Source organism: Streptomyces capparidis (genome assembly GCF_054782095.1).
Genome location: NZ_BAAGTD010000020.1, coordinates 23,459 through 42,599 on the forward strand (window position 1 = coordinate 23,459; position 19,141 = coordinate 42,599).

Annotated in this window: 17 protein-coding genes and 1 other RNA gene; 8 read left to right on the plus strand and 10 right to left on the minus strand. The window is 77.0% G+C overall.

Annotated elements, in window-relative coordinates:
* Window positions 1-131 precede the first annotated feature (131 nt).
* Window positions 132-1,907, plus strand: coding sequence for a sugar-binding protein (locus tag ACYVO2_RS17795; RefSeq protein ID WP_461008829.1), 1,776 nt, complete (start codon window positions 132-134; stop codon window positions 1,905-1,907).
* 3 nt (window positions 1,908-1,910) lie between these two features.
* Here the strand turns inward: ACYVO2_RS17795 and ACYVO2_RS17800 are convergent, their stop codons facing one another.
* The 3 genes from ACYVO2_RS17800 to ACYVO2_RS17810 all read right to left on the minus strand — a co-directional run bounded on the left by ACYVO2_RS17800 (window position 1,911) and on the right by ACYVO2_RS17810 (window position 4,940).
* Window positions 1,911-2,447, minus strand: a complete 537-nt coding sequence (locus tag ACYVO2_RS17800; RefSeq protein WP_461008830.1) for an isoprenylcysteine carboxyl methyltransferase family protein — start codon at window positions 2,445-2,447, stop codon at window positions 1,911-1,913.
* On the minus strand, window positions 2,444-3,520 hold the full coding sequence (locus ACYVO2_RS17805; RefSeq protein ID WP_461008831.1) for a type III polyketide synthase: 1,077 nt from the start codon (window positions 3,518-3,520) through the stop codon (window positions 2,444-2,446). Before ACYVO2_RS17805 ends, ACYVO2_RS17800 begins: the two co-directional genes overlap by 4 nt.
* 571 nt (window positions 3,521-4,091) lie before the next feature.
* Window positions 4,092-4,940, minus strand: coding sequence for a UbiA family prenyltransferase (locus ACYVO2_RS17810; protein ID WP_461008832.1), 849 nt, complete (start codon window positions 4,938-4,940; stop codon window positions 4,092-4,094).
* 129 nt (window positions 4,941-5,069) lie between these two features.
* On the opposite strand from ACYVO2_RS17810, the gene ACYVO2_RS17815 reads away from it, so the two are divergent.
* From ACYVO2_RS17815 to ACYVO2_RS17825, 3 genes are all read left to right on the plus strand, one after another.
* Window positions 5,070-6,089, plus strand: coding sequence for an NAD(P)/FAD-dependent oxidoreductase (locus tag ACYVO2_RS17815; protein ID WP_461008833.1), 1,020 nt, complete (start codon window positions 5,070-5,072; stop codon window positions 6,087-6,089).
* A 190-nt stretch (window positions 6,090-6,279) separates the two neighbouring features.
* Window positions 6,280-7,395 (plus strand): ferritin-like domain-containing protein, encoded by a 1,116-nt coding sequence (locus ACYVO2_RS17820; protein WP_461008834.1) that lies wholly within the window; start codon window positions 6,280-6,282, stop codon window positions 7,393-7,395.
* Window positions 7,396-7,469: 74 nt separating this feature from the next.
* Entirely contained in the window at window positions 7,470-8,288 is an 819-nt protein-coding gene (locus ACYVO2_RS17825; RefSeq protein WP_461008927.1) for a dienelactone hydrolase family protein, read from the plus strand.
* A gap of 174 nt (window positions 8,289-8,462) precedes the next feature.
* On the opposite strand, the gene rnpB is transcribed toward ACYVO2_RS17825, so the two are convergent.
* Window positions 8,463-8,862, minus strand: an RNA gene (gene rnpB / locus ACYVO2_RS17830) — RNase P RNA component class A.
* A gap of 85 nt (window positions 8,863-8,947) precedes the next feature.
* Between rnpB and yaaA the strand changes: the two genes are divergently transcribed.
* Together yaaA and eda are read left to right on the plus strand one after the other, a co-directional pair.
* Entirely contained in the window at window positions 8,948-9,775 is an 828-nt protein-coding gene (gene yaaA / locus ACYVO2_RS17835) for a peroxide stress protein YaaA (RefSeq protein WP_461008835.1), read from the plus strand.
* A 287-nt stretch (window positions 9,776-10,062) separates the two neighbouring features.
* On the plus strand, window positions 10,063-10,716 hold the full coding sequence (gene eda / locus ACYVO2_RS17840) for a bifunctional 4-hydroxy-2-oxoglutarate aldolase/2-dehydro-3-deoxy-phosphogluconate aldolase (RefSeq protein ID WP_461008836.1): 654 nt from the start codon (window positions 10,063-10,065) through the stop codon (window positions 10,714-10,716).
* Here the strand turns inward: eda and ACYVO2_RS17845 are convergent.
* From ACYVO2_RS17845 to ACYVO2_RS17855, 3 genes are read right to left on the minus strand one after another with little or no spacing between them, the layout of a single operon-like run.
* On the minus strand, window positions 10,678-11,829 hold the full coding sequence (locus ACYVO2_RS17845) for a bifunctional RNase H/acid phosphatase (protein WP_461008837.1): 1,152 nt from the start codon (window positions 11,827-11,829) through the stop codon (window positions 10,678-10,680). The two genes, eda and ACYVO2_RS17845, sit on opposite strands and share 39 nt — an antisense overlap.
* Window positions 11,829-12,572, minus strand: a complete 744-nt coding sequence (locus ACYVO2_RS17850) for a zinc ribbon domain-containing protein (protein ID WP_461008928.1) — start codon at window positions 12,570-12,572, stop codon at window positions 11,829-11,831. Before ACYVO2_RS17850 ends, ACYVO2_RS17845 begins: the two co-directional genes overlap by 1 nt.
* On the minus strand, window positions 12,569-13,444 hold the full coding sequence (locus ACYVO2_RS17855) for a Nif3-like dinuclear metal center hexameric protein (protein ID WP_461008838.1): 876 nt from the start codon (window positions 13,442-13,444) through the stop codon (window positions 12,569-12,571). Before ACYVO2_RS17855 ends, ACYVO2_RS17850 begins: the two co-directional genes overlap by 4 nt.
* Before the next feature lie 203 nt (window positions 13,445-13,647).
* On the opposite strand from ACYVO2_RS17855, the gene ACYVO2_RS17860 reads away from it, so the two are divergent.
* Together ACYVO2_RS17860 and ACYVO2_RS17865 are read left to right on the plus strand one after the other, a co-directional pair.
* On the plus strand, window positions 13,648-14,859 hold the full coding sequence (locus ACYVO2_RS17860) for a hypothetical protein (protein ID WP_461008839.1): 1,212 nt from the start codon (window positions 13,648-13,650) through the stop codon (window positions 14,857-14,859).
* 910 nt (window positions 14,860-15,769) lie between these two features.
* The gene (locus ACYVO2_RS17865) at window positions 15,770-15,946 is read left to right on the plus strand and encodes a hypothetical protein (RefSeq protein ID WP_461008840.1); all 177 of its coding nucleotides are present in this window, start codon (window positions 15,770-15,772) and stop codon (window positions 15,944-15,946) included.
* 83 nt (window positions 15,947-16,029) lie between these two features.
* Here the strand turns inward: ACYVO2_RS17865 and ACYVO2_RS17870 are convergent, their stop codons facing one another.
* The 3 genes from ACYVO2_RS17870 to ACYVO2_RS17880 form a co-directional block, all read right to left on the minus strand.
* Window positions 16,030-16,938 (minus strand): 3-oxoacyl-ACP reductase, encoded by a 909-nt coding sequence (locus ACYVO2_RS17870; RefSeq protein WP_461008929.1) that lies wholly within the window; start codon window positions 16,936-16,938, stop codon window positions 16,030-16,032.
* A gap of 103 nt (window positions 16,939-17,041) precedes the next feature.
* Window positions 17,042-18,121, minus strand: coding sequence for a Zn-dependent alcohol dehydrogenase (locus ACYVO2_RS17875; protein ID WP_461008841.1), 1,080 nt, complete (start codon window positions 18,119-18,121; stop codon window positions 17,042-17,044).
* Window positions 18,122-18,206: 85 nt separating this feature from the next.
* Complete coding sequence (locus ACYVO2_RS17880) at window positions 18,207-19,061, minus strand: MaoC/PaaZ C-terminal domain-containing protein (protein ID WP_461008842.1); 855 nt, start codon at window positions 19,059-19,061, stop codon at window positions 18,207-18,209.
* Between the last annotated feature and the right edge of the window lie 80 nt (window positions 19,062-19,141).

The following is a 19,141-nucleotide window of genomic DNA, read 5'->3' on the forward strand; positions in this document are numbered from 1 at the left end:
CGGCGGCGGCCCCGCCCGGGCACCCCGCCGTACACGCCCGCCCGTGCGAGGGCTGCTCCGTTCGGGGGAGACACGGCGCGGGCGGGCCGGGAAACGGGGTGACCGGCGCGGGGGCGGCGGAAAGTCATCTCATGCGAGGAGCCTTCGCCGTGGCCGGGGTGTGTGTGCTGGCCGCCGTCGCCGCCGCCTGCCAGGGGCCGCCCGCCGAGAGCCGGGCGGCCGGGCGCTCCGCCACCCGGGCCCACGCCGACGTGCTGTTCGTGGGCGCCCACCCCGACGACGAGTACCCGTCGCTGGCCGCGTTCGGGCAGTGGCGGGAGCGGGACGGCCAGTCGGTCGCCGTCGCCACCGTCACCCGGGGCGAGGGCGGCGGCGACGCGGAGGGGACGCGGGAGGGCGCGGCGCTCGGGCTGGCGCGGGAGCGGGAGCAGCGGGCCGCGGTCGCGCACGCGGGCATCCGCGACGTGTACCACCTGGACAGGCCCGACTTCTGGTACACGCTGTCGGCACCGCTGACCGCCCGGGTGTGGGACGGCCCGCCGCGCCGCGCGGACACCCTGGAGCGGCTGGTGCGGCTGATCCGGGCCACCACCCCGCGGACCGTCGTCACCATGGACCCGCGCCCGTTCGGTCAGCACGGCGGGCACCAGTTGTCCGGCCGCCTGGCCGTGCAGGCGTTCCGGCTGGCCGCCGACGCGTCCGCGTTCCCCCGCCAGCTCACCGAGGAGGGGTACCGGCCGTGGCGGGCCTCCCGGCTGCTCACCCAGCACTGGGGCTTCGCCGGACCGGCCGGGCCCGGATGCGCCCAGGGCAGGCGGGAGGACCCGGTGACCGGGCTGCCCGTGGTCGGGGTGTGGGAGGGGGCGTGGTCGCGGGCGCGGCGCACCACGTGGGCGCAGGTGGAGCGGGCCGCCGCGCGGGAGTACCGCACCCAGGGGTTCGCGGCGCTGCCGGAGAGGGTCGCCGTGCCTCGGGAGGAACTGGGCTGCGACTGGTTCACGGTGCTGGCCGAGAACGGGGTGCCGGTGCGGGCGGCCGTGGCGGAGCAGCGGGGGCTGCGCCCGCTGTACGGCGAGTTCCGGGACTGGGCGCGCGCGCAGGGCATGCCGTGGCTGGCCAACGGGGCGCAGCCGCGGTACCCGGCGCGGCCCGCGGCGGCGGTGCGGGTGAGCGCGCGGACGCCCGTCCTGGACGGCGCCGCGGGGCCCGGCGAGTACCCGGGCGGGGTGCTGCGGCTGGCGCACTGGGAGGGCGAGCGGTGCCGGGACGCCGCCGACTGCTCCGCGGCGGTCCGGCTCGCCCGGCACGGCGACGCGCTGTACGTGCTGGTGGAGGCGCGGGACGAGGCGCGGGGCGCGGCGCTGGACGCGGCGGACTGCACGCGGCACTGGCGCACCGACGCCGTCGAGATCACCCTCGACCCGCGGGGCGTGTCCGACGACACCTCCACCACCCTGAAGGCCGCCGTGCTGCCGTACACCGCGCACGGCCGCGGGCCCTGCGCGGCCAGGGACGCCGACCACCGGCAGGGACCCGCGCCCGCGATCGGGCGGGCGGCGGTGCTGCGCGCCGACGGGTACCGGGTGGAGGTGCGGATCCCGCTGGACGCGCTGCCCGCCGCCGCCGACCCGGCGCAACTGGGCGCGAACGTCCTGCTGTACGACTCGGACACGCCGGACGGGACCGGGCAGACCCGGCTGGCGTGGGCGCCGTTCGGCGGCGCGCAGGCCGACCCGTACGCGTGGGGCACCTGGCGACTGCCCGGGTACCTGCCGCCGAAGGGCCGCCCCGTGGTGCCGCCGCCCCCGGTGCTGCCGGTGGCGGCGGCGCGCGGCGCGGACTCGCCCGCGTCCGCGGCGCAGAGCAGGCGCACCGGGGTGCCCCCGGGGGCCGGGCCCCGGCGGTGAGAGTCAGGCGGCGGCCGGGGCGGTGCGCAGGGCGCGGTTCTCCACGCGCAGGCGCACCGCGAGGACGGCGGCGTTGAGCGCGGTGAACGCGGCGGCGGTGACCCAGGCCGAGTGCACCAGCGGCAGCGCCACGCCCTCCACGGCGACGGCCAGGTAGTTGGGGTGGCGCAGCAGCCGGTAGGGGCCGCCGGTCACCAGGGGCAGGCCGGGCACCACGATCACGCGGGTGTTCCAGCGGGGGCCCAGGGTGGCCACGCACCACCAGCGCAGCACCTGCGCGGCCAGGGCCAGCGCCAGCGCCGTCCAGCCGAGGACCGGCAGGAACGGGCGGGAGGCGGCGTGCACCTCCACGAGGATGCCCGCGAGCAGCCCGGCGTGCACGGCCACCATCACGGGGTAGTGGCCCGCGCCGTGCTCCCGGCCGCCGCGGGCCAGGGCCCAGCGGGCGTTGCGGCGGGCCACCACCAGCTCGGCGAGGCGCTCCGCGGCGACGGCGGCGACGAGGGCGGTGACGAGGGCCTGGCCGGTCACGGCGCTCACCACGCCAACAGGACGAGTTCGGTGGCGAAGCCGGGGCCCATCGCCAGCATCAGGGCGGGGCTGCCCGGCGGCGGGGAGCCGCCCGCCATCGCGTCGGCGAGGACGTGCAGCACCGAGGCGGAGGAGAGGTTGCCGGTCCTGGCGAGGGACGCCCGGGTGAGGGCCAGGGCTTCCTCGGGCAGCCCCAGCGACGAGATGATCGCGTCGATGACCTTCGGGCCGCCGGGGTGGCACAGCCAGGTGGCGACGTCGCCCGGGGTCAGGCCGTGCCCGTCCAGGAAGGCGTGCACCTCCTTCGGCAGCACCGTGGCGATCATCTCGGGCACGCCCGGGGAGAGCACGACGCGGAAGCCGTCGGAGCCGATGTGCCAGCCCATCGCGTCCAGGGTGCCGGGGTGCAGGCGGCTGCGGGAGGAGATCAGCCGGGGGCCCGCGGCGGCGCGGTCGGCGCCCACGGCCACCACGGCGGCGGCGCCGTCGCCGAACAGGCTGGTCGCTACCAGGTTCGCCGGGCCCGCGTCGCCGGGCTGGAAGGTGAGCGAGCACAGCTCCACGGCGAGCAGCACCGCCACCCCGTCGGGCCGGTGGCGCAGCCAGTCCAGGACCCGGGCGAGCCCGGCCGCGCCGCCCGCGCAGCCGAACCCGAACAGCGGCAGCCGGGTCACGTCCTCGCGCAGCCCCACCCGCGCGGCGAGGCGGGCGTCCAGGGACGGCACGGCCAGGCCCGTGACGGTGGTGCCGACCAGCAGGTCCACCTCGCGGGGCGCGGTGCCCGCGGCGTCCAGCGCGGCGAGGAGGGCGGCCTCGCCCAGGTCCAGGGCGTGCTCCAGCCACAGGGCGTTGCTCTCGGTGAAGTCCGTGAGGGCCGGGTAGCGCTCCAGGGGCAGGCAGAAGTGGCGGGTGCGCACCCCGGTGTTGCGCCCGATCCTGGCCGTGGTGCGGCGGGCGGGGTGCTGTTCGGGCAGGCAGTGCTCCACGAACGTGGCGGTGATGTCCTCCTGCCGGAAGCGCAACGGCGGCAGGGCCGTACCGACCGCGGCGACACGCGGGTGGGGCGGGGTGGGGGCAGCCATGCGGGCAGCGTAGACAGCCCGGATGGGGTTTACGGGCGTTTTGAGAGGGGTGCGCGTGGCGCGTCGCGTTTGGGGTCTTCTGGGGGAGAGGGCTCCGCCCCGGGCTTGGTGGGGAGAGGGAGAGGGTTTCCTCCGGAGGCCAGGGGGCTTCCCGGGCCGGGGCTCCGCCCCGGCCCGGTGGAGGGGTGCGGGGGCTGGGGAGCGTTCCTCCGGAGGCCAGGGGGCTTCGCCCCCTGGACCCCCACCGGGGGCTGCGCCCCCGGACCCCCGCCAGGGGGTTGCCTCCGGAGGGACGCCCCCCAACGGGGCCCGGAGCGGAGCCCCGGTGGGAGTCCGGAGGGCAGAGCCCTTTGGCCTCCGGAGGAAAGCCCTCCCCTTCACCCCACCCGGGGGGTCCGGGGCGGAGCCCCGGTGGGGGTTCAGGGGGCGGAGCCCCCTGGCCTCCGGAGGAAAACAACCCTCCTCCACCCAACGGGGCCCGGGGCGAAGCCCCGGTGGGGTTCAGGGGGCGGAGCCCCCTGGCCTCCGGAGGAAAACAACCCTCCTCCATCCCCGCCGGAACCCCCACCGGTCAGGTGAGGAGCGCCGGGGCCCGGGTCAGGGCCAGCGTCACCGCGATGGCGGCGACGGCGATGCCGGTGCGGAAGGGGACCGGGTCGCGGCGGTGGTCGCGGCCGGGGCGGGCCAGCCCCGCGGTGGCGCAGGCGGCGCTGACCGCCACCGCGGCCCAGTCCGCGGTGCCCGCGGGCCCCGGCGGGGCGAAGGCCAGCACGGCGACGGCCGTCACCATCGGCACCGGCGCCGCCAGGCACACCCCGGCGGGCCCCAGCCGCTGCGGCAGGCCGCGCACCCCCGTCGCCAGGTCGTCCGCGATGTCCGGCAGCACGTTCGCGAAGTGCGCGCCGAGCCCCAGCAGCGCGCCGACCGCCACCAGCCACCAGGCGGGCCGCGGGCTGCCGGGCAGGGCCAGGACGACGAACGCGGGCAGGGCGCCGAAGCCCATGGCGTAGCCGAGCCACGACCACACGGTGCGCTTCAGCCCGAGGTTGTACAGCCAGCCCCCCGCCACGCCGAACAGGTGGACGAGCGCCGCCAGGGGGCCCGTCGCCGCGGACAGCAGCACGCAGGCGGCCAGCGCCGCCCCCGAGGCCCGGCCGACCGCGCGCGGGTCGGCGCGGCCCGTCACCAGCGGCTTGTCCGCCCGGCCCGCCGCCAGGTCCCGGCGGGCGTCCAGCCAGTCGTTGCTCCAGCCGATGGACAACTGGCCCGCCAGCACGGCCAGGCCGACCAGCGCCAGGCCCGGCGGGGAGTGCCCGCAGGCGGCGGCCAGCGCGGTCGTGAGGACCGTGACCGCGGCGGTGGGCAGAGGATGACAGGCGGCGGGCAGCCCGCGCAGGGGCGGCGACGGGGAGGGCGTCATGGTGCGGTGGAGGGTACGGAAGGCCCGGGGCCCGTGCCGGTCGCTGGACTCGTTCGGATGACGGATTACCCCTGAACGGGCCAGCGCGGGCCGCGCCGGGCGCCCCCGCGCCCCTACAGTTCCCCTGCCATGCTCGACCTGCTCGTGGTGGGCGGCGGGCCCGCCGGGCTGGCCTGCGCCATCGGCGCGGCGCTCGCCGGGCTCGACACCGCCGTCCTGGAACCCCGCGCCGCGCCCGTGGACAAGGCGTGCGGCGAGGGCCTGATGCCCGGGGCCGTGCACGCGCTGCGCGCCCTTGGCGTCACCCCGCCCGGGCAGCCGCTGCACGGCATCCGCTACCTCGACGGGCGGCACACCGTCACCGCCGACTTCCCCGCCGCGGCCGGACCCGGCCTCGGGGTGCGCCGCACCGCCCTGCACTCCGCGCTGGCCGCCCGCGCCGCCGCCCTCGGCGTGCCCGTGCTGCCCCGCGCCGCGGGCCCCGTCACCCAGCACGGCGACCGGGTGACCGCCGCCGGGCTCACCGCCCGCCACCTGGCCGCCGCCGACGGCCTGCACTCCCCCGTCCGCCGCGCTCTCGGCCTGCACCGCCCCGCGCCCGCCCCGGCCAGGTACGGGCTGCGCCGCCACTACGCGGTGGCGCCGTGGAGCGACCACGTGGAGGTGCACTGGTCCGCCGACGCCGAGGCGTACGTCACCCCCGTTGGGCCGGGACTGGTCGGGGTGGCCGTGCTCACCACGCGGCGGGCCCCGTACGACGACCACCTGGCCCGCTTCCCCGACCTGGCCCGCCGTCTCGCCGGGCGGCGGGCCGGGCCGGTGCGGGGCGCCGGGCCGCTGCGGCAGACGGCGCGGCGGCGCACGGCCGGGCGGGTGCTGCTGGTCGGGGACGCCGCCGGGTACGTGGACGCGCTCACCGGGGAGGGCGTGGCGGTGGCGCTGGCCGGGGCGGCGGCGCTGGTGGAGTGCGTCAGCCGGGGCCGCCCCGAGGAGTACGAGGCGGCGTGGCTCCGGGCCTCGCGCCGCTACCGGCTGCTCACCGCCGCCCTGCTGTGGGCCCGCCACCGGCCGGGGCTGGCGCCCCGCATCGTCCCCGCGGCGGCCCGCTGGCCGGGGGCGTTCACCCGGGCGGTGGCGGCGCTGGCGTAGGGGGCCGTCCCGGCAGCCGTACGGCTGAACCGCTCCCCGCCGCCCCGTCACCGGCCCGCGTCGGGCCGGTGGGAGCAGTAGATTCCGGCCGGGGACGAATGTGACCGATCCCCCGCAAAGCCCCATACCCTCGCATCACCCCGGTCCACCGGAAACCGCTCCCTCCCCACACCGACAGGCGGGCACACCCATGGCGACAAGCGCAACGACGGCGACGGCGATCCTCGACTACCGCAGCGACGCGATCGTCGGCCTGATGCTGATCGAGGACAAGGACTGCGACGAGCTGTGGCTCAAGGACGCCCTCCAGCGGGCCGTGATGCTGGAGCTGGCCACCATCCCCCCGTACGCCTGCGGCCTGTGGTCCATCGAGGACCCGCAGCGGGACGCGAAGGTGCACAAGGCCGTGCGGGAGATCATCTTCGACGAGATGTCCCACTTCGGCCTGGTCGGCAACATCCTCAGCGCCATCGGCGGCGCGCCCGTCGTCGCCGACCGGCACGTCGTCCCGAAGTACTCGGGACCCCTGCCCGGCGGTGTGCGGCCCCAGCTCAACGTCTACCTCAGCAGGCTCGACATGAACGCCGCGGACATGTACTCGCAGATCGAGAAGCCGGACCGGCCGCTGGCCAGGGCCATCCGGCCCGACGAGACCCACACCTCCATCGGCGCCTTCTACGACAAGCTGTGGCGGGTCCTGGAGCGCCACGGTCACCTGTTCGGCCGCAACCCCGGCCCGCAGATGGAGTTCGACCTCTCCGGCACGCACGGCGCGGGCAACGCGATCGTCCCCATCCGGACGCTGGAGGACGCGGGGGCGGCCATCGAGATCATCATGGCCCAGGGCGAGGGCACCACCACCTCCCCCGACAACCCCTTCCCCGGCGAGGAGGGCGAGCTCGCCCACTACTACGTCTTCCGCGAGATCTACCACGGCAGGAAGCTGGTCCGCGACGAGGCGAGCGGCACCTGGACGTTCACCGGCGACCCGGTCCCCATGCCCGTCACCCACCCCATGGCCCGCATCCCCGACGGCGGCTGGTCGAACGACCCGGAGAACAAGCCCGCACCGGATGTGCAGCGGGAGCTGGACGCGTTCAACGGCCACTACAGCGCGATGCTGCGCTCCCTGCACACGGTGTGGCGCACCGCGGACGCCGCGGAGCGCCGCAGGCTGCTGGGCAGCGCCATCGGCTCCATGGGCATGATGCGGGAGACCGCCCGCGCCCTGATGGGCATGCGCCTGCCGTCGAGCCCGCGGGAGTCCTACGGCCCGGAGTTCCTGTACGTCGAGGACGCGGCCTGACCGGGCGCCGCCCGGGCCCGGGGCGGCGGCGCCCCGGGCCCGGGACGCGGACGGCGCGGGCGCTCGCCGGGCTGCTGCTCGCCCCGGCGCTCGCCCTCGGCGCGGGCCCGGCCCCCACCGCCGCCGCGCCCTCCCCCGTACCGGACCTGGCCCGCCTCTCCGCCGCCGGGCCGCACCAGGTCACCCGCCACCGGGTCCCCGCCGCCGAGGCGACCGGGTTCGGCGGGGGCACCGTCTCCCACCCCGCCACACCCCGGGCGGGCCGCTTCGGCGCGGTGGCCCTCTCCCCCGGCTTCGCCGCCCCCGGCGTCACCCTGGCCCGCCTCGCCGACCACCTGGCCTCCCACGGGTTCGTGGTGTTCACCATCGACACCCTCAGCCCCCTCGACCTGCCCGCCGCCCGCGGCGACCAGCTCCTGGCCGCCCTGCGCCACCTCACCCGCGGCGGCCCGTTCCGGCACCGGGTCGATCCCGGTCGGCTGGCCGTCGCCGGGCACTCCGTCGGCGGCGGCGCCGCGCTGGAGGCCGCCCGCAAGCAGCCCGGGCTGCGGGCGGCGGTCCCGATGGCCCCGTGGCACCTGCACACCGACTGGTCCGGCGTGCGGGTGCCGACGCTCGTCGTCGCCGGGGAGAAGGACACCGTCGCCTCCCCCGCCGCGCACGCCGAACGCTTCTACGCCACCCTCACCGCGGCCCCCGAGAAGGCGTACCTGGAACTGCGCGGCAGCGGCCACGACTTCGAACTCGCCCCGGAGCCGACGGTGCGCGCGTACACCGTCGTCTGGCTCAAACGCTTCCTGGACGGCGACACCCGCTACGACACCCACCTGTGCCCGCCCCCCGCCCTCCCCGCCATCAGCGAGTACCGCGACACGTGCCCGCACGGGGGGTGAGGGGGGCGCGGGGGGCGGAGGGCTGGGGGCGAGGGGCGGGGAAGGCGAGTCGGGGTGCCGCCGGGAACGCCGTCCCCGCGGCACGCCCCGGGACACGCCGAAGGCCCTGAGCGGGATCTCCCCCGTCCTCAGGGCCTTCCCCGTCCTCAGGGCCTTCGGCCGTGGTTCCGGCGGCAGACGAGTCGAGCTGTACGCCGGATCCTGTCTCCGGTCGACCTCGCGGTCGGCCGGGAGGCGGCCATCCATCTAGGGCTGCCGTTGCCGACAGCCTCGTGCGGTCTACCCGCGGACTCGGGCGGGCAGCCCTCGAACGTCCGCGCAGAGCCGATCGCCTCGGCTCCTCTTGACCTTGCTCCGGGTGGGGTTTACCTAGCCGTCCGGGTCACCCCGGACGCTGGTGGTCTCTTACACCACCGTTTCACCCTTACCGGGGGCGCGAGGCCCCCGGCGGTCTGCTTTCTGTGGCACTGTCCCGCGGGTCACCCCGGGTGGGCGTTACCCACCACCCTGCCCTGTGGAGTCCGGACGTTCCTCGGCAGGACCGGAGTCCTGACGCGGCCGCCCACTCGGCTCGTCTGCCGTGGTGCCATGGTAGTCGACCTCCGGGGACGCCCCGGACGCCCAGCCCCGGGCCGGGGCCGGTTTATCCTGCGCGGGTCGTGTTCGCTCTCTTTCGTCAGGAGTCCGAGGTGCTCGTGCTGCTTCCCCCGTCCGAGGGCAAGGCCGATGGGGGCGCCGGGGCGGCCGTCGATCCGGGGGCGTTGGCGTTGCCGGGGCTGGGGGCGGCGCGGGAGGCCGTGCTGGAGGAGCTCGTCGGGCTCTGCTCGGGGGACGAGGAGAAGGCCGCGGAGGTGCTGGGGCTCAGCCGGGGGCTGCGGGGCGAGGTGGGGAAGAACGCGGCCGTGCGGACGGCGCCCGCGCTGCCCGCGGCGGAGCTGTACACGGGGGTGCTGTACGACGCGCTGGGGCTCGCCTCGCTGGACGGGGCGGCGCGGCGGCGGGCGTCCGCGTGGCTGCTGGTGTTCTCGGGGCTGTGGGGGGCGGTGCGGGTGGACGACCGGATCCCGCCGTACCGGTGCTCCATGGGGGTGCGGCTGCCGGGGCTCGGGGCGCTGGCGGCGCACTGGCGCGGGCCGATGGAGCGGGTGCTGCCGGAGGCGGCCGGGGACGGCGTCGTGCTGGACCTGCGGTCGGCGGCGTACGCGGCGGCGTGGAAGCCCAAGGGGGACGTGGCCGGGCGCACCGTCGCGGTGCGGGTGCTCCAGTCGAGGGTCGTGGACGGGGTGGAGCGGCGGCAGGTCGTCAGCCACTTCAACAAGGCCACCAAGGGACGGCTGCTGCGGGACCTGCTGGCGTCGGGGGTGGAGCCGAGCAGCCCCGAGGAGCTGGCCGGGGCACTGGAGTCCCTGGGCCACCGGGTGGAGGCCACGGCGCCGCGGCGGCGGGGGGCGTGCTGGGGCGTGGACGTGGTGGTGGAGGAGCTGTAGGGCCTGGTTCCGGGCGCCACCCCGGCCGCGTGCGGAGGCCCGCCGGGTGGGGCTCGGCGAGAAGCACCGGCAGGGGTCCGGGGCGCAGCCCGCCGGCTTCCCGGCTCCCTTCCCCAGCCCACCCGACGGGACCCGAGGCGCAGTCCGGCGGGGTCCGGGGCGCAGCCCCGGCGGGGGTTCAGGGGGCGGAGCCCCCTGGCCTCCAGAGGATCACCCACCCCCCTTCGCATTGCATCCTGCGCAACGCGCGTTGCGCACCGCGCGAGCGGACCGGCAGGATGGTGGGTATGGGTTCCGTTCTGGGGCTGGCCCGTGTGCTGCCCGTGGTCGTGATCGAGGACGCCGGGGAGGCCGTGCCGTTGGCCAGGGCGCTGGTGGCGGGAGGGCTGCCCGCCGTGGAGGTGACGCTGCGCACCCCGGTGGCGCTGGACGCGGTGCGGGCCGTCGTCGCTGAGGTGCCGGGCGCCGTGGTGGGGGTGGGGACGGTGGTGGCGCCGGAGCAGGTGGAGGCGGCCGTGGGGGCGGGGGCGTCCTTCCTGGTCAGCCCGGGGTGGACCGAGCGGCTGCTGTCGGCCATGCGGGAGTCGGGGCTGCCGTTCCTGCCGGGGGTGTCCACCGCGTCGGAGGTGCTGGCGCTGCTGGAGCGCGGGGTGGAGGAGATGAAGTTCTTCCCGGCCGAGGCGGCGGGCGGCGTCCCCTATCTGCGGTCGCTGGCCTCGCCGCTGCCCCGCGCCCGGTTCTGCCCCACCGGGGGGATCGGCCCGCGGCAGGCGCCCGGGTACCTGGCGCTGCCCAACGTCGGATGCGTCGGCGGGACCTGGATGGTGCCCGCCGACGCGGTCGCCGCCCGCGACTGGGCGCGGGTGCGGGAGCTGGCGGCCCAGGCCGCCGCCCTCACCCCGTCAACGCAGATGCGAGGTGTCGTTGAACAGCCGCAGTGAGGTGTTGCCGTCCGCGTAGTAGCGGATCGCGCACACGGACGCCGGGGACAGCTCCATGCGGAACAGGGACTCCGGCCCGGCGCCCAGCGCCAGGCGGACCAGCACCTTGATCGGCGTGACATGGCTGACCACAAGCACGGTGCGCCCCGCGTACCGGGCCAGCAGCTTGTCGCGGGACAGGCCGACCCGGCGGGTGACGGCGGCGAAGCTCTCCCCGCCGGGCGGCGCGGCCTTCGGCGACCTCAGCCAGGCGTCGAGCTCGGCGGGGTGCCGCTCCTTCGCCTCGGCGAACGTCAGCCCCTCCCACGCGCCGAAGTCCGTCTCGCGCAGGCCCTCGTCCACGCGGGGCTCCAGGCCGAGGCGGTCGGCGACGGCCCGCGCGGTCTGGCGGCAGCGGGCCAGCGGCGAGGTCACCACGGCCTGGACGGTGCCGCGCGAGGCGAACGCCGCCGCGGCCCGCTCCGCCTGCCAGCGGCCCTTGTCGGACAGCTCCGGGTCGCTGCCGCCGCTGCCGGAGAACCGCTTCTCCGGCGTGAGCGCCGTCTCGCCGTGGCGGAGCAGCACGAACGTGGTCGGGGTGCCCAGGTCCGGGTCGGGCACCCACAGCCCGGCGGAGGCCGCGGGCGCGGGCTCCGCCGGGGCGGTGGGGTCGCCGGTGGGCTCGGTCAGGACGGCGCGGGCCGCCCGGGGCTCCCACTGCCGTCCGGCCTTGCCCGCGTCCATGGCCTCGTTCGCGAGCCGGTCCGCGGCGGAGTTCTTCTCCCGGGGGATCCACGAGTAGGTGACCCGGCCCGCGGGGAACACCGCCTTGGCCTCGGCGGCCAGCGGGCGCATGTCGGGGTGCTTGATCTTCCAGCGCCCCGACATCTGCTCCACCACGAGCTTGGAGTCCATCCGCACCTGGACCCGGGCGTCCGGGTCGATGGCGTGGGCGGCGCGCAGCCCGGCCACCAGCCCCCGGTACTCGGCCACGTTGTTGGTGGCCACGCCGATGTACTCGGCGGTCTCCGCCAGCAGTTCCCCGGTGACGGCGTCCCGCACCACGGCCCCGTAGCCGGCGGGACCAGGGTTGCCGCGGGAGCCGCCGTCGGCCTCGACGAGGAGGGCGCGCATTACAGGCCGGACTCCGCGGTGCGGACCAGGATGCGGCGGCAGTTCTCGCACCGCACCACGGTGTCGGGGGCGGCCGCCTTGATGTCGTTCACGTCGGTGACGCCGAGCTCCAGGCGGCAGCCCTCGCAGCGGCGCTGGTACAGCCGGGCGGCGCCGATGCCGCCGGACGCGGCGCGCAGCTTCTCGTACAGCTTCAGCAGGTCGGCGGGGATCGCCGCGGAGACGACGCCGCGCTCCCTGGTGAGGGAGGCGGTCTCGGCGTCGATGTCCTTCAGCGCGACGTCGCGGCGGGCCTCCACCTCGGCGATCCCGCTCTCCAGGCCCCGCACCCGCTCGGCCAGCTCGGCGGCGCGGGCCTGCGCGGACTCCCGGCGCTCCATGACCTCCAGGACGATGTCCTCCAGGTCGGACTGGCGCCTGGCCAGGGAGACGATCTCCCGCTGGAGGTTCTCCAGGTCCTTGGGGGAGGTGACGGCGCCGGAGTCCAGGCGCTGCTGGTCGCGGACGGCGCGGGCCCGCACCTGGTCCACGTCCTGCTCCGCCTTGGTCTGCTCGCGGGCGGTGTCGCTCTCCTCGGTCTGCGCCGCGACCAGCAGATCGCGCAGTTGGGCCAGCTCGCCGGTGAGCCGTTCGACCTCGGCGTGCTCGGGCAGGTTGTTGCGCTTGTACGCCAACTGGTCCAGGCGGGAGTCGAGGCCCTGGAGGTCGAGGAGGCGGATCTGGTCGGCGGGCGCGGCGTTCAGCGTGGGGCTCCTGGGCGGTCGGGGAGGGACGGGTCTATGTCGGCGGGCCGGGCGGCCGCGTGCGCGGTCCACGGGTCGGTGACCAGGTGGGAGACGTGCGTGCGCAGATCCCACCCGTGGCGGTCGGACACCGCGTCGAGCTGGGCGGCGGCCTGCTCGCACCACGGCCACTCGGTGGCCCAGTGCGCGGCGTCCACCAGGGCCAGCGGCGCGGCCTGCCGGGCCTCGGAGGCCGGGTGGTGGCGCAGGTCCGCGGTGAGGAACGCGTCCACACCCGCGGCCCGGACCTGCTCGAAGAGGCTGTCGCCGGAGCCGCCGCTGACCGCGACGGTGCGCAGCGGCATGGCGGGGTCGCCGGCCACCCGGATGCCCGCGGCGGTGTGCGGCAGGCACCGCGCGGCGAGCTCGGCGAACGCGGCGAGGGTGGTCGGCTCGGGCGGCTCGCAGACCCGGCCCAGGCCGCGGCGGCCGGACGGGTCCGCGGGGTCGGGCACCAGCGGGGCGAGCACCCGCAGGCCCAGGGCGCCGGCGAGGGCGTCGGACACGCCGGGGTCGGCGGTGTCGGCGTTGGTGTGGGCGACGTGCAGGGCGACCCCGGCCCGGATCAGGGTGTGCACCACCCGGCCCTTGAAGGAGTCGGCCGCCACCGTGGTGGTGCCCCGCAGATACAGGGGGTGGTGCGTCACCAGCAGGTCGGCGCCCAGGCGGACCGCCTCCTCGGCGACCTCCCGCACGGGATCCACGGCGAACAGCACCCGGGAGACCTCGGCGTCCGGGTCCCCGCAGACCAGGCCCACGGCGTCCCACTGCTCGGCCCGCTCCCGCGGCCACAGGGCGTCGAGCTCGGCGATGACTTCGGACAGTTTGGGCACGGGTCGAAGGCTACCGTGCGACGGCGCCGGACACGCAGCCGCGGCGAGGGGCGCCCGCCGCGGCGCCCGCGCGTGCGCGAACGCCTCAGCAACGGACATCGCACCCAATGCGATGATTTCCCACCCTTATAGGTGAACCAACACATCCGACCCCGTTCCACCGCGAAGGCGAAACTACCGTCAGTGCGCGGAGGTGACCCGATATGACGGTCTGTGACGCTCCTGCCCAGCTTGCCGCGCGGACGGTGCCGCGCGTCGTCCCACGCGCGCTCCCCCAGCGACTGGGGTTCACGTGCGCGGCGGACGGCTCGTACGCCGCCTGCCTGGTCCGTGGGCCCGACGGCGCCTGGATCCCGGAGCGGTGGACGCTGGACAGCCCCGAGCCCTACACGGTCCGGCTGCCCGGCCGGGCCCCGGAGCGGCCCGGCAGCCCGCTGCTGCCGCTGCCCGACGGCCGGGTGCTGATCTGCCGCCGCGGCGAGCGGGGGTTCCGGCCCACGCTGCTGTACCCCACCCGGGAGGCCCCGCGGGGGCCGCGCGCCGGAACGGCCGAGCTGCCGCTGGGGCAGCTCCAGGTGGACGACGTCAGGCTGGTGCCGCTGCCCCCGGGCCACCGGTGGCCGTGGGGCGCGGTCGCGCTGGCCCTGGGGTGCGCGCGGGGCGTCACCACGGTGTGGCTGGTCTCCACCGAGGGGCGGGGCCCGCGCCGGGTCGCCGAGCTGGCCGGACGGCACCTGGGCGGGGTCTGGCTGGACCGGGAGGGGCGGATGCTCGCCCTGGACGCGCTGTCCGGCGGGCGGGTGAAGACCGTGGCGCTCGACCTGGACAGCGGGCGGGCCAGCCCCCTGCTGGAGATCACCCCGGACAGCAACGACCGGCTGCTGCTCGCCGACCCGGACAGCGGGCTGGTCGTCGTCCGCAGCGACGCGCCCGGCGCCGACCGGGTCGGCTGGGGCATCCTCGGCAGCGGGCGGCCGCTGCGGTTCCCCGAGTGCGTGACCCGGCCCGGCGGGCCCGCCGTCACCCCGTTCGCCCTGGAGCCCGGCGCGGCGCTCACCCCGGACGAGTGCGGGGTGGCGGTGTGGACGGCGGGCCCGCACGGGGCGCGGATCGCGGTGTGGCGCCCGGGCCCGCGGCGCATCGAGCCCCTGGCCGCTCCCCGGGGCTGGCTGGTCGGCGCCGGGCACTGGTCGGCGGACGGCCTGCGGCTGCCGTACGCGGGGCCGGAGTGCTCCTCGGGCGTGGTGACGGTGGTGCGGCGCCACGAACCCGCGGCGCCGGGGTCCGCCACGGCGATCCCCCAGATGCACCGCCCCGTCCCCCTCCAGCACGCCACCCTCCCCGGCGGCTCCGGCGCCGCGGGCCGCTTCAGCGCCGGCGTCCGCCTCGCGTGGCGGGGACGCCCGAGACCGTGAGGGGGCAGTCCTCCGGGGGCAGAGGGCTCCGCCCCCCAGCCCTCCACCGGGGCTCCGCCCCGGGCCCCGGTGGAGGGTTGCGGCCCGGGGTCCGGCGGGCTCGGTGAGGGGATGTTCCTCCGGAGGCCAAGGGGCTTCGCCCCCTGCACCCCCACCAGGACTCCGCCCCGGGCCCGGTGGAGGATTGCGCCCCGCCCCACCCCCTCCGCGGGGTCGGGGTCGGGCTGGGTGAGAGGTGTTCCTCCGGAGGCCAGGGGGCTTCGCCCCCTGCACCCCCACCGGGGCTCCGCTCCGGGCCCCGGTGGGGCGTTGCGCCCCCGCCCCTCGCGGGGCCGGGAGCGGGAACACCGGTGGGGGTCTGGGTGAAGCGCCGCCCTCCACCACCCACACCCGGCGGGCCCGAGGCAACAGCCCCGGCAAAAGCCCAAAAGGCGGAGCCCCCGCCCTCCCAGCGGAAGCCCTCCGTAACCCGCACCCGCGGGGCCCGGGGCGGCAGCCCCGGCAAAAGCCCAAAGGGCGGAGCCCCCGCCCTCCCGACGGAAGCCCTCCGTCGCCCACACCCGGCGGGGTCCGGGGCGGCAGCCCCGGTGGGGGTGCAGGGGGCGGAGCCCCCTGGCCTCCGGAGGACCGGCCCCACCTCCAACGCCCCCGCCCCGCCCCCTGCCACAAGATCTCGCGGCTGTAACGAAAGAGGCTCAGGTGACTCAAGTGCCAGGGTGTTATATCGGACGGATCATCACGCCGATAAACTCCCAACCGGGCGCCACGCGACAGCGAACGCGCCACCCCGGGGTGCCCGTTGCCCTTGTGATCTGCGGGTGTTCGGCGCTTGCCGCAGGGCACGGCACAGGATGCTTTCCGTCCCGCCCGCACCTGAAGACAGCCGTACGCAATCCACGGAGAGACCTTCATGTCCGAAGCCCGTACCGACACCACCGACATCCGCACGGCGGAGGCGGCAGCCGGCGCCGGGAACGGCAGGCACCGCGGTCCGGCGGCCGACGACGCGGGCGCGTCCCCCCACGAGATCGGGCACGGCCGCCACCGCCGCCCGACCCCGGCGCAGGAGCCCGCGACGGCCCAGTGATCCGCGGAAGCGGTCACGCGCGGGCGTGTGTCCGGCGGCGGCCCCGGGGGACGGGCCGCCGCCGGACGGCTTCTCCGGCCGGCTCAGCCCCGGGCCAGCCGCAGCACCTCGGGCGCCGCGAAGCCGCTGCCCGCACCGGGGCCCGCGAAGTACGGGGTGAGCAGCCCGTCCAGCTCGCCGGCCGTGAAGACCTCCCCCGCCGTGTCGAACCGCGCCGCCACCCGCGGCCGGTCCACCACCGCGACCATGCCGCCGTGCACCACGAACACCTGCCCGTTGACCCCGTCGGCCGCCGGAGAGGCCAGATAGCCGACCAGCGGGGAGACGTGCTCGGGCGCCAGCGGGTCCGGCCCGGAGCCGGGGACGGCGACGGACGCGAACACCTCCTCGGTCATCCGGGTGCGGGCGCGCGGGCAGATGGCGTTGCAGCGCACCCCGTACCTGGCGAGCGCGGCGGCGGTGCTGGTGGTCAGGCCGACGATGCCGCCCTTGGCCGCGGCGTAGTTGGGCTGGCCCGCCGAGCCGGCCAGGAACGCCTCGGAGGAGGTGTTGACGATCCGCCCGTACACCGGGCGGCCCTCCGCCTTGGCCCGCTCGCGCCAGTGGGCGGCGGCGAAGCGGGTGGTGGCGAAGTGGCCGCGCAGATGGACCCGGATCACCGCGTCCCACTCCTCGGCGGTCATGGAGAACACCATCCGGTCGCGCAGGATCCCGGCGTTGTTGACCAGCACGTCCAGTCGCCCGAAGGCGCGCACGGCCAGCCCGACGAGTTCCCGCGCGCACTCCAGGTCGCCGATGTCGCCGTGGTGGACGAGAGCCGAGCCGCCCCGCGCGGTGATCTCCTCGGCGGTGTCCCGCGCCGGGTCCGCGTCCCGCCCCGGCAGGTCGTTGACGACGACGTTCGCGCCGAGCGCGGCGAGTTGGAGGGCCTCGGCGCGGCCCAGGCCCCGCCCGGCGCCGGTGACCACGGCGGTCCTGCCGCTCAGCGACACACCGCTCCGCGAGACCCCGTCCTGCGAGACCCCGTCCTGCGGGGCCCCGTCCTGCGGGGCCCCGTTCCGCGGCGCCCGGTTCACAGCCACGGCCGCTCCCCCCTCACAGGGTGACGCAGGTGCGCAGGGCCTCGCCGGTGCGCATCTGCGCCACCGCGTCGTTGACCTCCTCCAGGCGCACCCGGTGCGTGATCAGCCCGGCGAGGTCCACCCGCCCCGCCCGCCACAGCCTGATCGCCCGCTCGAAGGAGCGCCGCACGTCGCCGCCGCCGTACAGGGACGGCAGGATCCGCTTCTCGTCGAAGAACAGCTCGAACATGTTGAAGGAGACGTGGTCGTCCATGGCGCCCGCGCCGACCACGCACAGGGTGCCGCCGCGCCGGGTGGCCTCGTAGGCGGTGCGCGCCGTCGCGGACCTGCCCACCACCTCGAAGACGTAGTCGAAGCCCTCGTCGCCGGTGACCCTCCGCCGGGCGTCGGCCAGGCCGTCGGGCGGCACGGCGTCGGTCGCGCCGAAGCGCAGCGCCGACTCGCGGCGGAACGGCACCGGGTCCACGGCGACGATCTCGGCGGCGCCCGCCACCCGCGCGCCCTGGATCACGCTCAGCCCCACCCCGCCGCAGCCGAGCACGGCCACCGAGGAGCCCGGCTCGACCCGGGCGGTGTTCAGGGCGGCGCCCAGGCCCGTGCTGACGCCGCAGCCGATGAGGGCGGCGATGTCGAACGGCACGTCGTCGGGGAGCGGCACCGCGCAGTCGGCGGGCACCACCGTCTCCTCGGCGAAGGTGCCGGTGCCGGCCATGCCGAACACCTCGCCGCCCCCGGCGAAGCGGAAGTTCGCCGTCCCCGCGTGGGCGAACCAGGCCAGGCACAGGTGGCCCTCGCCGCGGCGGCAGGCGGCGCAGGACCCGCACGGCGGCAGCCAGCACAGCACGACGCGGTCGCCCGGGGCGAGCCCGGTGACGCCGTCGCCCACCTCGGCGACGACGCCCGCGCCCTCGTGGCCCGGCACGAACGGCGCGGGCTGCGGCAGCACCCCGGTCATGGCGGAGACGTCGGAGTGGCACAGGCCGGTGGCGCGCACCCGCACCCGCACCTTGCCCGGGCCGAAGCCCGCCGCCTCCACGTCGTCGCGTACCTCGAGCTTGTCCTGGCCGATCTCCTGGAGGATGGCTGCGCGCATTCGGGTCCCCTTCGGTGTGGGTTCGCGGGTGGTTCGCGGTCCGGGGAGTGGCGGGCGGTGGTGCGGGCTCGGCGCGGGGGCGCCGTCAGTCGTGCTCGACGAGCGCGTCGGTCAGGACGGGGGCGTCGTCGCGGTCCGCCGCGGTGGCGGTCAACCGGACGCCGTTCGGGCGGGCCCACAGGCGCAGCCGCATCGTCTCGCCGGGGAAGAACACCCCGGCGAACCGGGCCGAGTACCGGCGCACCCGGGCCGGCTCGCCGTCGAGCATCCGGTCCACCACGGCCTTCAGGGCGATGCCGTAGGAGCACAGGCCGTGCAGGATGGGCCGGTCGAAGCCGGCGCGGCGGGCGAACTCCGGGTCGGCGTGCAGCGGGTTCCAGTCGCCGGACAGGCGGTACAGCAGCGCCTGGTCCTCGCGGGTGGGCACCTCCACGACGCGGTCGGGCTCGGTCGCGGGCGCGGGCAGCCGGTCCGACGGTCCGCGCTCGCCGCCGAAGCCGCCCTCGCCGCGCACGAAGATCTCGGTGTCCGCGGCCCACAGCGGCCCGTCGTCGTCGGCGACCTCCGAGCGCAGCACGATCACCGCGGCCTTGCCCTTGTCGTGGACGGCGGTGATGCGGGAGGTCTGCACCGCGGTGCCGGCCGCCGGGATCGGCCGGTACAGCGTCAGACGCTGCCCGCCGTGCAGGACGGCCGCGAGGTCCACCTCGACGCCGGGGCTGGACAGGCCCCCGGCGGCGGCCAGGGCGCCGCCCGCGACGGTGGCGAAGCCGGGCAGGACGTGCAGCCGGCCCTCCAGGGTGTAGCGCAGCTCCCCGGGGTCGGTGGCCGGGGTGCCCGCGCCGATGCCCAGGTGGTAGAGCTGGACGTCCTTGTGGTCCCAGGCGAGGTCGCTGCGCCGGGGTTCTGCGGCGAGGGCCTTGGCGACGTCGATCGGCATCGTCTTCCTCTCCTGCTTGGTGCCGTGAACGAGGGGCGAGGAGCGCGATAGAACGTGTTCCAGTCGACGCCCCCCTTGTA